This is a genomic window from Bacillus sp. FSL R5-0443 (genome assembly GCF_038608285.1).
Lineage (GTDB): Bacteria > Bacillota > Bacilli > Bacillales > Bacillaceae > Bacillus > Bacillus velezensis.
In genome coordinates this window covers 3,292,171-3,312,656 of sequence record NZ_CP152013.1, presented here as the reverse complement: position 1 = coordinate 3,312,656, position 20,486 = coordinate 3,292,171, and the positions used below count along the sequence as shown (strand labels likewise).

Here is a 20,486-nt window from a genome sequence, read left to right as displayed (position 1 = left end):
TAGAATGCATGATACACAACAGCTGCCTCTGACAGGCGCACAGGCCGGTATCTGGTTTGCGCAGCAGCTTGATCCTGATAATCCGATTTACAATACAGGCGAGTACGTTGAGATAAACGGCGCGATCGATGTGAACATATTTAAAACCGCTCTCGAACGCGTGCTGACGGAAGCCGCGTCATTACACGCCCGCTTCGAGGAGGGAGCAGACGGGCCGAAGCAGATCATCAATCCTCCATTTGAGGCTGCGATCGATGTCATAGATGTGAGTTCAGAAGCTGATCCGAAGCAGGCCGCACTCAGACTCATGCAGACAGATTTGGCTGAGCCCGTTGATATGGCGGCCGGGCCTTTGTTCCGCGACATTTTATTTCAGGCGGGACCGGAACGCTTTTTCTGGTATCAGCGCATTCACCACATAGCGATAGACGGCTACGGTTTTTCACTGCTGGCACGGCGTACGGCGCAAATGTACACCGCAATACGGGAAGGACGTCCGGATAACGGGCGCTCCTTCGGTTCTTTGGAGGATCTGGTAAAAGAAGATCAAGAGTACCGCGCGTCTGATCAATTCCTGAAAGATCGGGAATTTTGGATGGAGAAATTTGCGGATGAACCTGATGTCGTCAGTTTGGCAGAAAGAGCGCCGCGAACGTCAACACGTTTTCGGAGAAGCACGGCTTATCTTTCTGAAACGGCTTTACAGCATGTAAAAGCGATTCCGAACTGGCATGAAGCCGTCACGGCCGCAGCGGCGGTATATGTCCATCGGATGACAAACGCAGGGGATATCGTGCTCGGTTTACCGATGATGGGGCGGATCGGCTCAATTTCACTGAATATTCCGAGTATGGTCATGAATCTGCTGCCTTTGCGGCTTTCTCTCCGCCCGGATATGAATTTTCATGAGGCCGTCAGCCAAGTGGCAAAAGAAATCCGAAACATCCGGCGCCATCAGAAATACCGCCATGAAGACATGCGCCGCGACCTTAAATTGCTCGGAGAAAATCGCAGGCTGTTCGGCCCGCAAGTCAATGTGATGCCGTTTGACTACGCGCTTGATTTCGCCGGAGCGCGGGGGACTGTTCATAATTTATCAGCAGGGCCCGTTGATGATTTGTCAATTAACGTTTACGACAGAGCGGACGGAAGCGGAATGCGTGTGGACTTTGATGCGAATCCGGAAGTGTACAGCGCCGAAGATATTGAAAACCATCAAAAACGATTCCTGCTTCTGTTGGAATCCGCTGTGAAAGACCAGACACAAAAAATCGGCACACTCAACCTTCTGCTTGAAAGTGAACGTCGCCGCGTACTGGAAAGCTGGAATGACACGCGCAAGGCCGAGAAGCAGAAAAGTCTGCCGGAGCTGTTTTACGAACAGGCCGTAAAAACACCGGACCGGCCGGCAATCATCACCGAAAACGAAGAGCTCAGCTATGCCGAATTGAACAAGCGCGCGAACCAGCTTGCCGGCATGCTAAAGGAAAAGGGGCTCGGACCGGAACAATTTGCCGCTTTGCTGCTTCCGCGGTCACAGGAGTTGGCCGTGAGCATGCTGGCCGTTTTGAAAACGGGAGCCGCATACCTGCCGCTTGATCCTGATTTTCCTTCTGAGCGGATCACATACATGCTCAAAGATGCACAGCCTGCATGCCTGATTACAACGATGGAATTATCCGGCCGCATGCCGGAAGACAGTGATGCAAAAAGGATCATTCTCGATGACCCGGATACGGTAAAAACCGTTGCCGCTCAAAATGCTGACTGTCCCGCTCAGGCGGAATGTTCGCCTTTGCACCCCGCTTATATCATTTATACATCGGGCTCAACGGGCAAACCGAAAGGCGTAGTCGTCACATTAAAAAGCGTAAGCAATTTCCTCTTATCCATGCGGGAAATGTTCCCGCTCGGCGAACAAGACCGCCTGCTTGCCGTTACGACTGCGGCGTTTGATATTTCCGGACTTGAGCTCTTCCTTCCGCTCATCAGCGGGGCGGGGTGCGTCATCGCACGTAAAGAGACGATTCAGGAACCGCGGGCGCTTGCGCACATGATTCACTCATACGGTATTTCAATCATGCAGGCAACGCCGACATTGTGGCATTCATTAGTCACCAATGAACCGGATTCTCTCCGGGCGCTGCAGGTGCTTGTCGGAGGTGAGGCGCTTCCGAACGCGCTTATGCATGCTTTGCTTGAATCAGGCTGTACGGTGACGAATCTGTATGGGCCGACTGAAACAACAATCTGGTCGGCCGCACAGCCGCTTGCAAAAGGCCATACAGGGGCGCCTCCGATCGGAAAGCCGATTTGGAACACGCGGGTATATGTGCTGGACGCCGCATTGCAGCCCGTCCCGCCGGGAATCGCGGGCGAGCTTTATATAGCGGGCGAGGGGCTTGCCAGAGGTTATTATAACCGTCCTGATTTAACAGCGGAAAGATTCATTGCCGATCCGTACGGGCCCGCGGGCGCGAGGATGTACCGGACGGGAGATCTCGTGCGCTGGCGTGAGGACGGCTCGCTTGATTATATCAGCAGAGCCGATCACCAAATTAAAATCCGCGGGTTCCGGATAGAATTAGGAGAAATTGAGTCAGTGCTGTCGAAATATCCGGGTATTTCGCAGGCCGCCGTCATTGTCCGTGAAGACCAGCCCGGAGATAAGCGGCTGGCGGCTTACGCTGTCGCGGATCAGCCCCTTGATATCGGCAGACTTCGTGAATATATGGGCGAAAGCCTGCCGGATTATATGGTGCCGGGCGCGTTTGTACAGCTGGAAGAATTGCCGCTGACACCGAATAAGAAGCTCGATCGCAGCGCTCTGCCTGCACCTGATTTTTCCGCTGTCCTGTCTGACAGAGGGCCGCGGACGCCGCAGGAAGAAATATTATGCGATCTGTTTGCCGAGGTTCTCGGTCTCGCGCGGGTCGGAATTGATGACGGGTTCTTTGAATTGGGCGGACATTCGCTCTTAGCCGGACGCTTGATGAGCCGGGTCCGGGAGACGATGGGCGCAGAGCTTGGCATCGGCCGTCTGTTTGATACGCCGACCGTTGCCGGGCTCGCCGCACAGCTTGACACCGCAAAGAGTGCGCGGCCTAAGCTCAAGCCGTTTGACCGGCCGGAGCACATCCCGCTGTCATTTGCGCAGCTGCGTCTATGGTTTCTCTACTGTCTTGAAGGGCCAAGCCCGACTTACAACATTCCGGTGATTGTCCGCATGTCAGGCAAGCTTGACCAATCAGCGCTGAAACACGCCTTTTACGATGTTGTCAGCCGTCATGAAAGCCTGCGCACCGTTTTTCCGGAAAATAAGGGATCATCTCATCAGCTCATTTTATCTGCTGAAGGAGCCCGCCCTGTGTTTACAGTGACACGTGCAGACAAAAACGAGCTCCAAGACATGCTTGCCGCTGCGGCACGATATCGGTTTGATCTCGCTAAAGAGCCGGCCGTCCGGGCCGAGCTGTTTGATCATGGTGACGGCGAGTATACGCTGATGGTTCTCCTGCATCACATCGCAGGTGACGGCTGGTCCTTGAATCCGCTCATGCGTGACTTATCCATAGCCTATATCGCCCGGCAAACAGGTGAAAAAGCAGAATGGGCGCCGCTGGCGGTTCAATATGCGGATTATGCGCTTTGGCAGCAGCAGCTTTTAGGCAGCGCGTCTGATTCTGAGAGCTTAATTGCGCGCCAGCTGGATTTCTGGAAGAAAACGCTTGAAAATGTACCGGATCAGCTGGAGCTGCCGTCTGATTTTCCGCGTCCCGCTGAATCAAGCTACAGGGGCGGCGTCATTCCGGTCAACATCGGCCAAGAGCTTCATGCCCGTCTTCTCTCACTTGCCAGAAATCAGCGCGTAAGCCTGTTTATGGTGCTTCAATCAGGGCTTTCCGCGTTACTGACCCGGCTCGGTGCAGGGACCGATATTCCGATCGGCAGCCCGATAGCCGGCCGCAGTGATGACGCATTAGGAGACCTTGTGGGTATGTTCATTAATACACTCGTACTGAGAACCGATACCTCTGGCGATCCGAGCTTTTGTGAGCTTCTTGAAAGGGTCAGGGAAATGAATCTCGCAGCATATGAACATCAGGACGTGCCGTTTGAACGTCTCGTGGAAGAATTGAATCCGGTTCGTTCCCGGTCAAGACATCCGCTGTTCCAAGTGATGCTCGCATTCCAAAATACGCCTGACCCTGTACTCAGTCTTCCTGAGATGGAAACAAGCCTGCAAATCAGCAGTGTCGGATCGTCCAAATTTGATTTGACGCTGGAATTGGCTGAACAGCGCCATGACGACGGCACGCCTGCCGGTATTGAAGGCCTGCTGGAGTTCAGTACGGACTTATTTAGAAAAGAAACGGCTGAAGCACTTGCCGGACGCCTGCTTCTTCTGCTCGAAGATGCCGCCTCACATCCGGAAAAACCGATCGGAAGCTTAACCATTCTTTCTGATGAAGAGCGCCGGAAGCTTTTGCCGGTTAAACGGGCAAAACAGCATATTCAGCCTCGGCAGACACTGCCTGAACTGTTTGAAATACAGGCCGCCGCAAAATCGGTTGAAACGGCGGCAGTTTTTGAAGAGAGCGGACTCACTTATAAAGAGCTGAATGAAAGAGCCAATCAGCTCGCGCACATGATGATTGCCCGCGGCGTCGGCCCGGAGCAGTTTGTCGCACTGGCGCTGCCGCGTTCTTTAGATATGATTGTCGGGCTGTTAGCCGTCCTGAAGACGGGGGCAGCGTATCTGCCGCTTGATCCTGATTATCCCGCGGACCGCATTGCTTTTATGTTACATGATGCCAAGCCTGTATTTATGCTCACCAACCGTGAAGGCGCAAGTAAGCTCTCTATCGAAAGCGGCATGCCGGCCTTCATCTTGGATGACCCGCAGAATAAAGAAACACTTGAGCGATATGCCGTCAAGAACCCTGCGGACGCTGACCGGATTCGGCCGCTGTCACCGCTTCACCCGGCCTACGTCATTTACACGTCGGGATCAACAGGTGTGCCGAAAGGTGTCATCATTCCGCACAGCAATGTTATCAGGCTGTTTGAGTCGACGCGGCATTGGTATCACTTTCATTCTGATGATGTATGGACGATGTTTCACTCCTACGCTTTCGATTTCTCTGTCTGGGAAATGTGGGGGCCGCTGCTTCACGGCGGACGTCTCGTCGTCGTGCCGCATGACATCAGCAGATCGCCGGAAGCGTTTTTACATCTCCTCGTGAAAGAGCGGGTGACCGTGCTTAACCAAACGCCGTCAGCGTTTTACCAGCTGATGCATGCGGAAAAAGAACACAAAGAGCTGGGGCGTCAGCTCGCACTCAGATATATCATCTTCGGCGGCGAGGCGCTTGAGCTGAGCCGGCTTGAGGATTGGTACAGCCGCCACGCAGACAATCAGCCGGTGCTCGTGAATATGTACGGCATTACGGAAACGACGGTGCACGTCAGTTACCTTGAATTAGACAAAAACATTGCCGAGCTGAGAGCAAACAGCCTCATCGGCTGCGGCATTCCTGATCTGAACGTATATGTGCTTGATGACCGGCTGGAGCCTGTGCCCCCGGGCATCACGGGCGAAATGTATGTGGCCGGAGGAGGCGTGGCACGCGGCTACTTAGGGCGGCAAAGCCTGACCGCCGAACGCTTTGTGGCTGATCCGTACGGCCCGCCGGGAACGAGGATGTACCGGACGGGGGATTTAGCCCGTCTGCGGACGGACGGTTCTCTTGATTATATGGGCAGGGCGGACCACCAGATTAAAATCCGCGGCTTCCGGATTGAATTGGGAGAAATCGAAGCGGTTCTCGTCAAACATCCGGATGTTGAGGATGCCGCCGTAGTCGTCCGTGAAGACCGGCCGGGAGATAAACGGCTGGCCGCCTACCTTGTCCGATCTGCCGGCAGCACCTTGGACACGGGGGACATGCGTCGGTTTGCCGAAGAAAGCCTGCCGGATTACATGATTCCGTCAGCTTTTGTCCAAATGAATGAACTGCCGCTGACACCGAATGGAAAGCTTGACCGAAAAGCGCTCCCTGCGCCTGACTTCCAAACGGAGGTCACCGGCCGGGGACCGAGAACGCCGCAGGAAGAAATGCTGTGTGAGCTGTTCGCAGAGGTGCTTCATCTGCCGCGTGTCGGTATTGATGACAGATTCTTTGATTTAGGCGGCCATTCTTTGCTTGCGGTTCATTTAATGAGCCGTATTCGGGAAGCGATGGGAGCCGAGCTGAGTATCGGAACATTATTTGAAGCTCCTACGGTGGCAAGCCTTGCTGAAAGACTTGAGTCAGGAACGGGCGCAAGCGCGCTTGATGTTCTTCTTCCGCTCAGAACGGCAGGAAAAGAAACACCGTTGTTCTGTGTCCATCCGGCCGGCGGTCTCAGCTGGTGTTATGCCGGGCTGATGTCTTCTTTAGAGGCTGATTATCCGATATACGGCTTACAGGCGAGAGGCATCGGAAAAAAAGAACCGCTTCCGCAAAGCCTAGATGACATGGCGGCGGATTATATTGAAAAAATCCGCACCGTGCAGCCGAAAGGGCCGTACCGTCTGCTCGGCTGGTCTCTCGGAGGGAATGTCATTCAGGCCATGGCGACACAATTACAGAGCCGGGGTGAAGAGGTTTCGCTTTTGGTGATGCTTGACGCGTATCCGAATCATTTTCTGCCGATAAAAAATGCGCCTGATGACGAGGAAGCCGTCATCGCGCTGCTCGCTCTGGGAGGGTACGACCCGGACAGCCTCGGGGATCAGCCGCTTGATTTTGACACCGCGCTGACCATTCTCCGCCGTGAGGGAAGCGCATTAGCCAGCCTGGACGAATCAGTGATGATGAATCTGAAAGACACGTACATTAATTCTGTCGGGCTGTTAGGAACATACAAGCCGAAGCCGTTCCACGGAGATGTGCTGTTCTTCAGATCCACGATTATTCCGGAGTGGTTTGACCCGATTGAGCCGGATACTTGGAAACCGTATATTACGGGGAAAATCGAGCGGTATGACTTAGACTGCCGCCATAAAGATATGTGCCAGCCGGGCCCGCTTGCCGACATCGGCGCGCTTCTGGCAGAGAAATTAAACGGACGGCGTACAGTCCGGTAAAGAAAGGAAAGAGATGATATGACAAATCCATTTGAACGGGAAGACGGCTCATACCATGTGCTCGTCAATGCTGAAGGCCAGTACTCACTGTGGCCGGCCTATCTGGATGTGCCGGACGGCTGGGAAACCCGCCTCACGAATGAAACCCGCCCCGTTTGTCTCGAATATATTGAAACAAACTGGCGTGATATGAGGCCGGAAAGCTTGAAACAGGCCGAAGCCGCTAAAATGTAATAAGAAAAGCCTGCCGTTATTTCGGCAGGCTTTTTATGCGGACATCAGCCGTTAAGCTGTGTATGATCACAAAATGTATAAGGGTGGCCTTCTTCATTCGTGCACCATGACTGAGACAGAAAAGCCAAAAAGACCGCGGCCCACTGGTCTGCAAACTGGATTAAAATACCGCCGTCGTGCCACGTTCCGTTATCCTTCTTCCAGCGTGTATCAATTGGGTTTCCCTGATTCATATGAATATTATGCATGCCGTTTGTCGGCTTGAACCCGAAAATCTTATCAGCGCCCGGCTCCGGCCCGAATTTAGAGCCGTAAATATAGACGGTGGCTTTTTCTGATTTCGCTTTTTGCATGTACGTCTCAATAAAGTCATTTAAGTCATTATCCGGACCGGTGACTTCATGCGGGAGGGGCACCATGTTCCGGGGATCAAACAATCCGCCGCGGACATAATCCAGCGCCAGCTCACGGCTGGTTTCATCAATTGGGGTGTATCCATACGGAATGTTGGGCAGCAGGGTGATCGCGCTTGCGTCAAAATGATCGCGTGCCGCATACAGAACCTCTGATTCTTTTGAACTTGACATGACATTGATCGCACAGCGATAGCGCGTATCAGGCTCGCCTAGCACCTCGACTTGAAAATGCGGAGAATCATCATCTGTTTCCCTTTTCATATCTGACACAGTGCCTTTTAATACACCATAGTGCTGAACAGCCATATGAATCCTCCTTTTTCTTCCGGGATATGAATTGATATTCGAGACAGGGGGCCGTTTTTCCTTTGATGAGAAAGAAAAAAAGGACAGCCCGCTGATCAGACTGTCCTCTTCATATCTATTAAGCTTTTGCAGCCGAACCTTGCATTGCTTTTTCAGCAGGCACGTAGTCATAGCCTAAGTCTTTGGCTACCGCTTCATACGTGACATGTCCGTTAGCCGTATTTAAGCCCGCTTTAAGCGCAGGGCTGTCTGCAATGGCTTGTGCCGCGCCTTTATTGGCGATTTGAAGCGCGTAAGGAACGGTTACATTCGTTAATGCGAGCGTAGACGTACGCGGTACGGCGCCCGGCATATTGGCGACAGCGTAGTGAACGACGCCGTGTTTTTCGTAAGTCGGATTATCGTGGGTTGTAATATGATCAACGGTTTCCACAATGCCGCCCTGATCGATGGCAACATCAACAATGACGGAACCCGGTTTCATTTGTTTAACCATTTCTTCCGTAACGAGAGTCGGCGCTTTGGCTCCCGGGATGAGCACGGCGCAGATCAGAAGATCCGCTTCCGCGACGGAATCTGCAATATTTACAGGGTTTGACATCAAGGTTTTAATCTGATGCCCGAAAATATCATCAAGCTCACGCAGGCGGTCTGCGTTCAAATCGATCATTGTCACATCGGCACCGAGTCCGACAGCCATTTTCGCGGCATTTGTTCCGACGCCGCCCCCTCCGATGATCGTGACTTTTCCGCGGGATACACCCGGTACGCCGGCTAATAAAATTCCTTTTCCGCCCTTTGGTTTTTCAAGAAACTGAGCTCCGATTTGCGCGGCCATTCTGCCGGCCACTTCGGACATCGGCGTAAGCAGCGGAAGGGAACGTCCGTCCGTTACCGTTTCGTACGCAATAGCTGTCACGCCTTTTTCTGTAAGCGCTTTAGCTAATTCCGGCTCTGCAGCTAAATGAAGGTAAGTGAATAAGACCAGACCTTGACGGAAATACGCATACTCTTCAGCCAGCGGTTCTTTTACCTTCATGACCATTTCCGCATCCCATACTTGCTTTCTGTCCTCCAGAATTTCCGCCCCTGCTGATACATAATCTTCATTTGTAAAGCCGCTTCCGAGTCCCGCTCCGGATTCCACAAGAACCCGATGGCCGTTTCCGATAAGCTGTGAAACGCCTCCAGGTGTTAATGCCACTCGATTTTCATTGTTTTTGATTTCCTTTGGAATCCCGATAATCATGTCTGTTTCCCCCAATGTTTGTGTGATGCTTCAAGTGTAGCGCGATTTTTGCGAAAATTCTTTGTTTGAAACAGAAAATAAAAAAACACGGATTTGTGAAATTTCACGAACCCATGCTGCGAAGTTTGATATCAAGGTAAATCGTAAACTTTTCATTCACATTTTTTAAGTCGATTTCTGCGATCTGGCTGATTCTTTTCAGCCTGTAATTCAATGTATTGACATGGATGTTAAGCGCTTTAGCGGCGGTGTTGACGTTGCTGTCGGCATCAATAAAATGTTCGAGCGTTTTTACCATATCGGCTTGGTGCTCCCTGTCATACTGCTCAAGCTTTGACAGGGAATAGTTCATATAGCCGCTGTGCTTGCGTTTTTCATCCAACACATCCAGGTACTGATAAATGCCGAGTTCCGAAAAGCTGAAAAGGTGTTTGGTTTCTCTCACAAACCGCTCTTTCGCTTTTAATACGGAAAGCGCTTCCTGATAGGAGCGGTAAACATAAGAAATCGATTCGTAAATACCGCCGACCGCAATCGACGCATCCTCAATTTTATATCGTTCCTTCAGCTGTTTTTGAATATGAAGGGCGAAGTGCTTTACATCTTTAAAAGGCTGATCGGTTTTCGGCGCGGCTAATAAGATTAATTCATTTGAATCAACAGTCGCCAGCATGACATGAATCTGCTGTGTCGTTTCCTGCAAATATTGCAGCTGCTGTTCCGTCTTTTCAGTCAGCTCATCATGTAAACGGATGATCATGACGCTGAACACGGACGGCAGCGCCATCCCGAGCTTATGAAACCCTTCGGCCATTTCGGCTTCCTGATAAATATGGCCGGTCAGCATTTTCCAAAAAAACTCCTGGCCCCGCTCTTCGATTTTCGTTTTGCGGATCTGCAGGTGCAAAAGCTTGTTCCGCACCGCTTTGGCTGCCAGCTGAAGTGTCTTCAGATCTTCGTCATTGAGCTTTTTTTTGATCTCAAGCGCCCAAATAAATCCGAGAACCTGACTGTTTTTCCAGATGGAAATCGCCACGCGGTTGCTCAGGCCCACCTCGTCAATTTCTTTCACTTTGATCGGCTGGTCCGTTTTTAAAAGGGCCGGAATGGTTCCGTCTTTCCAGAGTTTGTTGATGACTTTTTCCGGCACCCTCCGCCCGATAATCGTCGACGTCCGGGCCGGATCTGTACAATCGCTGTGCGTGCTGTATGCAAGCAGTTTATGATTAACGTCTTCTATTGTAATGGGGCATTGAAGAACTTCACTGATATGGTCGGCAACATCTTCAAGCCTGTCGAAACTGTACTTAAATGGATCCTTTGGATTGGTCATCTGTATCCCTACTTTTTCATAGCTTCATATCTTGATCTTACCATCTTGCTTTTCAGACTGAAAGGCATCTTTGCAGGGAAATGGACTAGGACAATAAGATCATTCGATGAAAACGAAAATAATAAGAAAATCATACTACTGAATTTACAAAATGTGTAAATGTGACGAAAAATCCAATATATCATAAGACTCATTTTGTAAAATTAAAACAGATTTGTTTGACTGTGCCGAATGGTTGTTTTTATAATAATGACGTTCAAAAAATAAGTGAATTAGCCCATATTTAGGCTGATGACACAGGAGGGTATAAGGAATATGTCTGGATTAATTCGTGTCACACCCGAAGAGCTAAGAGCGATGGCTAAGCAATATGGCGTTGAAAGTCAGGAAGTCATGAATCAGGTTGACCGCCTGAACCGCATGATTTCTGATTTGAAAGGCATGTGGGAAGGTGCTTCAAGTGAAGCATTTGCAGATCAATATGAGCAGCTGAAACCTTCATTTATTAAAATGTCTGAATTGCTTCAAGATGTGAATCATCAGCTCGATCAAACGGCAAATACGCTTGAGTCTACTGACCAAGATATCGCTAACCAAATTCGCGGATAATAAGATGAATGAAGAAACGGAGCGCCTGATTCAATCAAGAAGACGGCGCTCTTTCTATGTAAGGGTGATATGAATATGTATATCGATATTACAATAGATTTAACACATTATAACGGCAGCGTCTTCGATCTCAGATTGTCAGATTACCATTCTGTGAAAAAAGTCATTGATATTGCCCGGCAGGCTCAGCATGTATCCGTTCCGCCGCGTGAAGGCTATTGGATCAGAGTGGTCAATAAAGAAGCGGTTTTTTCCGGAGAACAAAAGCTATCTGACTGCGGCATTACGAACGGAGACCGCCTTGAAATTTTATGAAAGGACATGGTGGAATGACAGGTCATAACAGATCTTATTTAGAAACAGAATTAGACGCCGTCCGGGAAGAAACCGAATCAGGCTTCACGTTCACCTTCCAGCGGGAAAAAATCAAGCTTCTTGACGGGCTGGAAGCAAACGTGATTAAAGATGCTGATCCTTTTTTTCAAAAAGAGGTTTCAGTTTCAGAAGACGAAGTAACCATCACAATCAAACCTCCTTCTTCTTATCAGGCTTTCCGCTATATAAAAGGAAAAGATAAAAAAAGCAGGTGGCAATTTGCCTACCGTCTCGTCCAAGCCGTGAAACAGCATAAGCTGAAACGTCTCAATCTGATTGCCGCCCCTGAAAATATCGTGTTTGATAAAGCGCTGACGCCTTACTTTCTTCATTACGGCGTAAAGGAGAGCCTTCCGCCTTATGAGGAAGATAGAGAAAGGGTGTTAAAAGAGCTCAAAGCCTGTGCGGCGCTTGCAGCTGACGGGGCGTACACCTTCGATGAATATTTGAAGTACAAGGAGACGCTTCACTTCTCTTCTGAGGTGAAAAGCGTGCTAGAGGCGGAGACGATTGAAGAACTGGAAGAAACCATTCAAACCGCAATTGATTCCCTCGAAGAAAGGGACAAGACATACATAAAACTGCCGAAAAAGAAATGGAAAATCCAAAGATACGCCGGTCTGGCGCTTGCCGTCCTCCTTGTGCCGACACTTCTTTACTCCTTATACGTTCTGTTTTTCGCCCAGCCGAAGCAAGAGGCAATTACAGAAAGCAACCGCTATTTTTTAAATCAGCAGTACAGCAAAGTCATTGACACACTCGCCAAATACGATGCGGAAAGCCTCCCGGAATCTGTGCAGTATGAGCTTGCTTCCTCTTATGTGGCAGTTGAAAATCTGAGAGAAGAACAGCGGAAAAACATCGGGAATCTGGTCACGCTGCAATCAGACCCGAAGCATTTTCTTTATTGGATTGATATCGGCAGAGGGGAGAATGAAGAAGCCATCAAAATCGGCCGCAATCTTGAGTACAACCCGTACATCTGGCTCGGACTTACAAAATATAAACAGCAATTATTAGCGGATGACAGTATGAAAGACGACGAAAAGCAGAAAGAACTGGACGCCGTGGAAAGCGAGCTTGCGAAGGCAAAAAAAGAGGCGGAGGAGCAGCATAAAGAAGCGGAGGAAAACGGTGACACCGCCGAAGCTTCCGCCGGACAGGATGAAAGCAAACAAGACAAAGCAAAAGATAACAAAGAGAACGACAAGAAAGATGAGAAAAAAGATGAAAAAAAATAACAGCACACATCAAATGGCCGCAGGTAACGATCAGGCTGTCAGGAGGTTCGCCATATGAGTCTGTTATGGGTCTTTTACCGAGAGCACGTACAAAAGATTCAGCTGTCTGAACTCCCACCGTCTCAGCCGATTACGATCGGTCCGGATATGAAAGATACAATCACGGTCGGCACACTTCCGTTACGGCAAAACGCCGCAACCCTTTATCGAAAAGAAACAGATCGTTATGAAGTTTTCCTGGGAAATAACTATGCCGGCGAATTGACAATAGGAAATGAAATGCCCTGCCGGATCAAAGAAGAGACGATGCGGCTTCTGCTCACCCCTGACAAAGAAGAATCCTCCGTTTATTTTATCGGCGGGAAGGATGAGATCGTTTTCTCATCAGAAACAGAGGAAGCGGATATATACAAAGAGCCGTCCTCCGCTCAAACAGGGGCTTTTTATCTGCGAAAGTCGGGAGGATGCTGGTCTGTCGTCCCTGATGGCCAAGACGTTTATGTGAACGGAATACTTGCAGAAGCTCCCGAAAGGCTCCGCACGGGAGATGAGCTGCTGTGGAATTTTCTGCGTATGAGGCTGACGGAGGACGACCTTTTAGAAGTCGTTCATCACGAAAAGCTTCAAACCGGTTTAACCAAAACGGTAAAACCAAGCACCGAAACGAAAAAGAAATACCCGCAATATCGAAGAACGCCGCGCATGGTCTACGATCTTCCCGAAGACCGCGTTTCATTCAGCTTTCCCTCGCAGGAAAGCGAACAGAATAACCGGGGGCTGTGGCTCGTCATTCTGCCTCCTTTGGTCATGCTGATTGTAATGGGGGTTGTCGCCATTATACAGCCGAGGGGCATATTCATCCTTGTCTCTTTGGCGATGTTTATGATGACTCTCATTACCTCCACCGTGCAGTATTTCCGTGAAAAAAACCAGCGGAAAAAACGGGAGGAAAAACGGGAGCGTGTGTACAAGCAGTATTTAGAAAGCAAGCGGAAAGAGCTTCAGATGCTGTCGGAAAAACAGCTGCAAGTGCTGACGCATCATTTTCCCCCGTTTGAAAAAATGAAATATTTAACTTCTGAAATCAGCGGCCGCATTTGGGAGAAATCGCTGGAAAGCAGGGATTTTCTGATGCTTCGGCTCGGAACGGGCACGGTCCCGGCAAGCTACGAGATTTCAATGAGCGGCGGAGACCTTGCGAACCGTGATGTGGATGACTTGATGGAGCAGTCGCAGCACATGCAGCGTGTGTATAAAGATATCCGCCATGCGCCCGTGACCGTTGATTTACAAGAAGGGCCGATGGGGCTTGTCGGGAAACCTCAGATCGTCAAAAATGAAATTCATCAGCTGATCGGCCAGCTCGCGTTCTTCAACAGCTACCATGACCTGCGATTTGTCTTTATCTTTCATGAGGACGAATATAAGGAATGGGAATGGATGAAGTGGCTGCCGCAATTTCAGCTGCCTCATATGTATGCGAAAGGATTTATTTACAATGAACAGACCCGCGATCAATTGTTATCGTCCATTTACGAGCTGCTGCGTGAGCGGGATTTGGAAGAAGATAAAGAAAAAAAGATCTTCCAGCCGCATTTTGTCTTTGTCATCACAAATCAGCAGCTGATCGCAGAGCACGTCATTTTAGAATACATCGAAGGCCGGCATGAGCATCTCGGCATCTCGGCAATCATCGCCGCGGAAACGAAGGAAAGCCTGGCGGAAAACATTCACACCCTCGTCCGCTACATTAATGAAGATGAGGGAGACATTCTCATTCAGCAGAAAAAAGCGGTGCAGATCCCGTTTAAGCTGGACAGGCATGAACGGACAAACAACGAGCGGTTTTCCCGGACGCTTCGGACATTGCACCATCAGGTCGGGATGACGAATTCCATTCCTGAAACGGTCTCATTTCTGGAGCTGTTTCATGCGAAGGAAGTAAAAGAAATCGGCATCAGACAGAAGTGGGAGACAAGTGAGTCTGCAAAATCGCTGGCTGTTCCGATAGGCTATAAAGGAAAAGACGACATCGTCTATTTAAACCTGCATGAAAAAGCGCACGGGCCGCACGGATTGCTGGCGGGAACGACCGGCTCCGGGAAAAGTGAATTTCTGCAAACGTACATCCTGTCATTGGCCGTTCATTTCCACCCGCATGAAGCGGCGTTTTTGCTGATTGACTATAAGGGCGGAGGAATGGCCCAGCCGTTCCGCAAGATGCCGCACCTTCTCGGAACCATCACGAATATTGAAGGAAGCAGAAACTTCAGTATCAGGGCGCTTGCATCCATTAAGAGCGAGCTGAAAAAACGGCAGCGTCTGTTTGATCAATATCGCGTCAATCACATCAATGACTATACAAAGCTGTATAAACAGGGAGAAACGGAGATTCCGATGCCGCACCTGTTTTTGATTTCAGATGAATTCGCCGAGCTGAAAAGCGAAGAGCCTGACTTTATCAGGGAGCTTGTCAGCGCGGCCCGCATCGGACGGAGCCTTGGCGTGCATTTAATTCTCGCCACGCAAAAGCCGGGCGGCATCATTGACGACCAAATATGGAGCAACTCACGCTTTAAGGTCGCGCTGAAAGTGCAGGATGCAAGTGACAGTAAAGAAATCCTGAAAAACAGTGATGCGGCGAATATTACGGTCACCGGACGCGGCTACTTGCAAGTCGGAAATAACGAAGTGTATGAGCAGTTCCAGTCTGCCTGGAGCGGCGCCCCTTATATGGAAGATGTATACGGCACCGAGGATGACATTGCCATCGTTACCGACACAGGCTTAATTCCGCTGTCTGAGGTGGATGCGGATGATGCGGCGAAAAAAGATGCCCCGGCAGAAATAGAAGCCGTAGTCGAAGAAATCGAGCGGATTCAAAATGAAATGGGCATTGAAAAGCTGCCGAGCCCGTGGCTTCCGCCGCTTGCCGAACGTATCCCGCGCACGCTTTACCCTGCGCAGGAAAAAGACCGCTTCTTCATCGCCTGCGTTGATGAGCCTGATCAGCAAAGACAGGCGCCTCTCGCTTATACGATGATGGATGACGGCAACATTGGCATTTTCGGCTCATCCGGCTACGGCAAGTCAGTGGCTGCCATCACCTTCCTGATGAACTTCGCGGAAGGATACACGCCGGAAGAGCTTCATATGTACATCTTTGATTTCGGAAACGGCACGCTTCTGCCATTGGCAAAGCTTCCGCACACCGCAGACTATTTCTTAATGGATCAAATGAGAAAGATCGAAAAATTCATGATCCGCATCAAGGAAGAAATCGAGCGGCGGAAACGGCTGTTCAGAGAAAAAGAAGTCAGCCATATCAAAATGTACAATTCGCTCAGTGAAGAAGAGCTGCCGTTTATATTTATCACAATTGACAATTTCGACATCGTAAAAGATGAAATGCATGAATTAGAAACGGAATTTATCCAGATTTCACGCGACGGGCAAAGCTTAGGCATTTACTTCCTGCTGACCGCAACGAGGGTAAACGCCGTCCGCCAGTCGCTGTTAAACAACATAAAAACGAAAGTCGTCCATTATTTAATGGATCAGTCAGAAGGATACTCCATTTACGGGCGTCCGCCGTTCAGTCTCGAACCGATCCCGGGCCGCGTGATGATCCAAAAAGAAGAACTGTATTTCGCGCAAATGTTTCTTCCGGCTGAAGCGGAAAATGACCTCGAGATGTTCCAGGCGCTGAAAGCGGATGTCAAAGCATTAGCTGAGCGCCACGCCGGAACAGCCGGCCCAGACCCGATTCCGATGCTTCCGGATAGGCTGACGGCCGGCGAATTTTCACTCCGTCTCGGCCCGGATCAAGAACCGTTCCGCATTCCTGTCGGGCTTCATGAGGAAAAGGTCAGCCCTGTGTACTTTGATCTGGGCAAAAATAAGCATTGCCTTATCTTAGGCCAGACACAGCGTGGAAAAACAAACATCCTGAAAATGATGCTGAATCACCTGCTGCGTGAAGGTACGGAACGGGTCGGGCTGTTTGACTCGATTGACCGCGGACTGTCGCAGTATGCGCAGGAAACAAAGGTCAGCTATCTGGACACAAAAGAAGACGTCCGGCAGTGGATCGAAACGGCAGAAGCTATTTTCACGGAGCGCGAAGCTCAGTATGCGCAGGCCGTCAAAAATGGCGATGTGCACAAACTCAGTTTCTCTCCGGTCGTGTTAATGGCCGACGGCATTACAAGATTCCAGCAGACGATCGACACCGCCATTCAGGACAAACTGGCGATGTTTATGAAATCTTACGCGCATGTGGGCTTCAGTTTTATCCCGGCGGGCAATCACAGCGAATTCTCAAAAGGCTATGATTCCTTAACGACGGAAATGAAACAGATCCGCCACGCGATGCTGCTTGTGAAAAAATCCGAACAAAATGTCATTCCGCTGCCTTACCAAAGGCAGGAACCGGACATTCAGCCGGGCTTCGGCTATTTGGTTGAAAACGGGAAGGAGCAAAAAATCCAAATACCTTTATGTTCAGCGGAAAGGGAGGCCGTCAGATGACTGAACAACGAAAAAGCCTGATCAAATTAATAGCCGCGGTCGTCATCATTCTGCTGCTGCCGGTGCTGTTTTTCCGGTTTATCGGCGATGACCCGGGAAAACAAAAAATTAACGCCACCCGCCAAATCGCAGTCGTGAATGAAGACATGGGCTTACAAACAGATGAAAATGAGGAAGAGGAATCCGTCCATTTCGGCAAAGAAGTAGTGGCCGCTCTCGGCGGCCGTCCGGATTATTCATGGACGGTTGTCAACAGGAGCGCGGCTGAAAACGGTCTGGCGGCTAAGAAGTATGACGCCGTCGTTTACATTCCATCCGATTTTTCAAAAGACATCTTAAGCTATGACAAGGAGCGTCCGCAAAAAGCCACGCTGACATTCAATATTCAAAGCAACCTGAACGCCGTCAACAAAGAAAAGGTGCAGCGTGAGCTAGAAGACGCCCAAAAATCAATGAATAAAAAAATGTCGGCATTATATTGGAATTTCGTCTCACAAAAAGTGAACAATGTCCGAGGCGATTTTGACAAGATCGTCAATAAAGAATCAGAGTTTCAAAACGTCATGTACAACTTTTACAAGCCGAGCTCCAATGACTTGGCAGGTGAAATAAAGCGGCAAAAAGACCTGATTGACGAACTGAAAAAATCAATGAATGAAGCGCAGGGCGCGGCAAAAGAAAAATTGACCTCGGCAGATGAAGCCAAAACCACGCTCAAAGACTTTGCCGATACGGTCGAGCGCTATAAACAATATCAAGAAAATCAGAAAAAACTGCTGATGGCCGCGCAGGAACAAAATCAAAAGCAAATCACAACCGGGCTGAATGCCATTAAAGCACAGCAGGCCGCCAACCAGTTCAGCACGATGATGAGCGGGCTGTCTTCAGGCATAAACCGGGCGCAGACACAGCTTGACCAGACGGGATCGGCTCTTTTTGCCGCCCAACAGGTGAGAGAAGCGCAGGTTCCTGATCAGGAACGCGGGATGGGTCTTATACAAAGCAACTTAATTAATGACTACCAAAACGAGGCTAAACTAAATAAATTAAACAGCCTTCTTATGGAATTAATACCGGCTCGTGAAAAATTAACTGTTGCAGAAAGGCCTGAGACGGAAAGTCCTGAGGATAATAATAAAGATCAAGATAATAATAAAGATCAGGATCAAGAAGATAAAGATAATCTTAAATTAGAATTACAAGACCAGCGTGATGAGTTAAAAGAAATTGCGGCGCAAGTTAAAAACATTTCGGATACCCTTAAAGAAGAGGCCGATCCGGATACTCCTAAAGAAGATGAAGAGGAAGAAACAAACTCTGGAAATCAAACTGATGGTGACGGACAAAATGGAGATGGTCAGTCAGATGATCAAACTCAGGAGCATCCCGAAGATACTGAAAAGGAGCATATAGATAGCTCGGATGCTGAAAAAACTGTATCTTCTCAATCAATTGAGTTGGCCAAACCGTCTAATGAGAGTGAAACTGAAGACAAAAATAATGAACAGCCTGCAGAGGATTCAGATATTAAAAGAGCTAAAGAGCAGCTTATTCAGGTCTCACAACGTATTCAACAAATTGAAGAGGAACTGAGAGAAAAAGAAAATACGCATAACGAAAAGTTGGAAAACAAGCTTAAAGAAATTCAAATACAGATAGATAAACTCAATAGTCAAATTGAGGAACTGATTAATCAAGTAAAAGATCTTAATAAAGATTTAAAGACGCTAAAGGCAAAAAGGAAAGAGGATTTTGATGGCATAAAGGAAGCCATTATAAGGTTGGAAAATAAAGACCAATTGCAATTTGTGAAAGACATCAATACATTGAATATCAATGATTTACTGAATTATTACAGATATTTATCTGCATATGATTCTACTCTATTTGGTACGGTTGATAGTGAAGCTAAAAGTAAAGCAATTACCGGCAAGCAAGGCGAAGTCCAAACCGTTCTCGCCATCAAACCGGTGGAAACGGCAAGCTGGGAAAATCTAAAAAACAACAAAATGCAGACAGATGAAGACATCAGCAATTTCATTAAAGGCATGACCGAATTCTCGGATAACTACAGCTCGTATATCAGAGATGAACAAGCCGGAGTGCTCGATGAGCTCGCCAGCATTTCAGACAGCGCGGCGAAAGCATCCGATCAGCTGGCTGAAGGCGCCGTGCAGGAAGCGGCCGCGTTCAGCGGAGACGGATTAACCGGAACGATGGCGCTCGGCGCTCAGGATACCGTCGGCCGCGAAGTCCTGCAAATGTCTGACACGATGGGCCATCTGTCAGAACGCCAGTCCGGCATCATCAGCTATACCAACAATATGCAGCAAAGCGTAAATGACGTCCAGCATAAAGCGGACACCCTGAACAGCAACTGGGGCAAAAACGTCGATTCCACGAAATTGATCAGAAATGACGTGTACGGCATTTTAGGGAACGCGCTCGTTGACGGACAGGAAAACGGCTACGTTTACGATTATCTCGCCAACCCGCTTAAAATCAGCGGAGAGGTGCCGGAAGACCGGGTTCAGAATGTTCCGCCGGTCGTCATTTTGGTGATCGTCCTGATCAGCAGTCTTCTGATCGGCTATTTCAGCTCGTATTATCAGCAGGCGCCGCTTCTTGTCAAAGGCGCGCTCTTTGGGATTTTAAACATTATGGTCGGATTGATGATCAGTCTGTTCGGTCTGAATATCTACTCGCTTCCGGACGATCAGACGATTAAATGGTCAGTCTTTACGATTCTCTTGCTTGCGGCGAGTTCAGCTTTTATCCGGGCAGCCTTTGTCTTCGGCTCGATTACCGGATGGATCGCATCATCAGCGCTCATTCTCTTTTATGTGGCGCCTTTGATCGACCTGATTATGCCGAACTTCACCTTTGACAGTCCGGTTTCGAAAGTCTATATCGATATTCAATACGGAACGGGCCATCTGTTTGCGATGGGGGTAACGGTTCTTGCGATCATTACGCTGATTGCGGCGGCGCTTCCGCTCGTCATTCGGCTGTTTGCGGAAAAAACGGAGGAAAGTGATCAGTCTTATGAGGCGTAACACGT

At 49.3% G+C, this 20,486-nt stretch carries 10 protein-coding genes; 7 read left to right on the top strand and 3 right to left on the bottom strand.

The annotated features are described in order from the left end of the window. The first annotated feature begins 4 nt into the window (after positions 1 to 4). Positions 5 to 7,132 (top strand): non-ribosomal peptide synthetase, encoded by a 7,128-nt coding sequence (locus NYE28_RS16655; RefSeq protein ID WP_100001594.1) that lies wholly within the window; start codon positions 5 to 7, stop codon positions 7,130 to 7,132. A gap of 18 nt (positions 7,133 to 7,150) precedes the next feature. Further along, positions 7,151 to 7,366 (top strand): MbtH family protein, encoded by a 216-nt coding sequence (locus tag NYE28_RS16650; protein ID WP_007408694.1) that lies wholly within the window; start codon positions 7,151 to 7,153, stop codon positions 7,364 to 7,366. A 44-nt stretch (positions 7,367 to 7,410) separates the two neighbouring features. Here NYE28_RS16650 and NYE28_RS16645 read toward each other — a convergent pair whose 3' ends face one another. The 3 genes from NYE28_RS16645 to NYE28_RS16635 form a co-directional block, all read right to left on the bottom strand. Next, positions 7,411 to 8,088 carry a YukJ family protein gene (locus NYE28_RS16645; RefSeq protein WP_007613467.1) on the bottom strand — a complete coding sequence of 226 codons (678 nt, stop codon included), beginning with the start codon at positions 8,086 to 8,088 and terminating at the stop codon, positions 7,411 to 7,413. A gap of 118 nt (positions 8,089 to 8,206) precedes the next feature. Next, positions 8,207 to 9,337, bottom strand: coding sequence for an alanine dehydrogenase (gene ald, locus NYE28_RS16640; protein WP_052827792.1), 1,131 nt, complete (start codon positions 9,335 to 9,337; stop codon positions 8,207 to 8,209). Positions 9,338 to 9,440: 103 nt separating this feature from the next. Beyond that, the gene (locus NYE28_RS16635; protein WP_007408691.1) at positions 9,441 to 10,670 is read right to left on the bottom strand and encodes a PucR family transcriptional regulator; all 1,230 of its coding nucleotides are present in this window, start codon (positions 10,668 to 10,670) and stop codon (positions 9,441 to 9,443) included. A gap of 315 nt (positions 10,671 to 10,985) precedes the next feature. Here NYE28_RS16635 and NYE28_RS16630 point away from each other — a divergent pair, with 315 nt between their 5' ends. From NYE28_RS16630 to esaA, 5 genes are all read left to right on the top strand, one after another. Continuing rightward, on the top strand, positions 10,986 to 11,279 hold the full coding sequence (locus NYE28_RS16630) for a WXG100 family type VII secretion target (protein WP_003152013.1): 294 nt from the start codon (positions 10,986 to 10,988) through the stop codon (positions 11,277 to 11,279). 75 nt (positions 11,280 to 11,354) lie between these two features. Then, positions 11,355 to 11,594 (top strand): EsaB/YukD family protein, encoded by a 240-nt coding sequence (locus NYE28_RS16625; RefSeq protein ID WP_007408690.1) that lies wholly within the window; start codon positions 11,355 to 11,357, stop codon positions 11,592 to 11,594. Between the two features lie 14 nt (positions 11,595 to 11,608). Further along, positions 11,609 to 12,895: a type VII secretion protein EssB gene (essB, locus tag NYE28_RS16620; RefSeq protein WP_015240490.1), complete on the top strand. Its 1,287-nt coding sequence runs from the start codon at positions 11,609 to 11,611 to the stop codon at positions 12,893 to 12,895. A gap of 54 nt (positions 12,896 to 12,949) precedes the next feature. Next, on the top strand, positions 12,950 to 17,425 hold the full coding sequence (gene essC / locus NYE28_RS16615; RefSeq protein ID WP_337681194.1) for a type VII secretion protein EssC: 4,476 nt from the start codon (positions 12,950 to 12,952) through the stop codon (positions 17,423 to 17,425). Continuing rightward, on the top strand, positions 17,422 to 20,481 hold the full coding sequence (gene esaA / locus NYE28_RS16610) for a type VII secretion protein EsaA (protein WP_342490173.1): 3,060 nt from the start codon (positions 17,422 to 17,424) through the stop codon (positions 20,479 to 20,481). The genes essC and esaA overlap by 4 nt, the downstream gene beginning before the upstream one ends. The last annotated feature ends 5 nt before the right edge of the window (positions 20,482 to 20,486 follow it).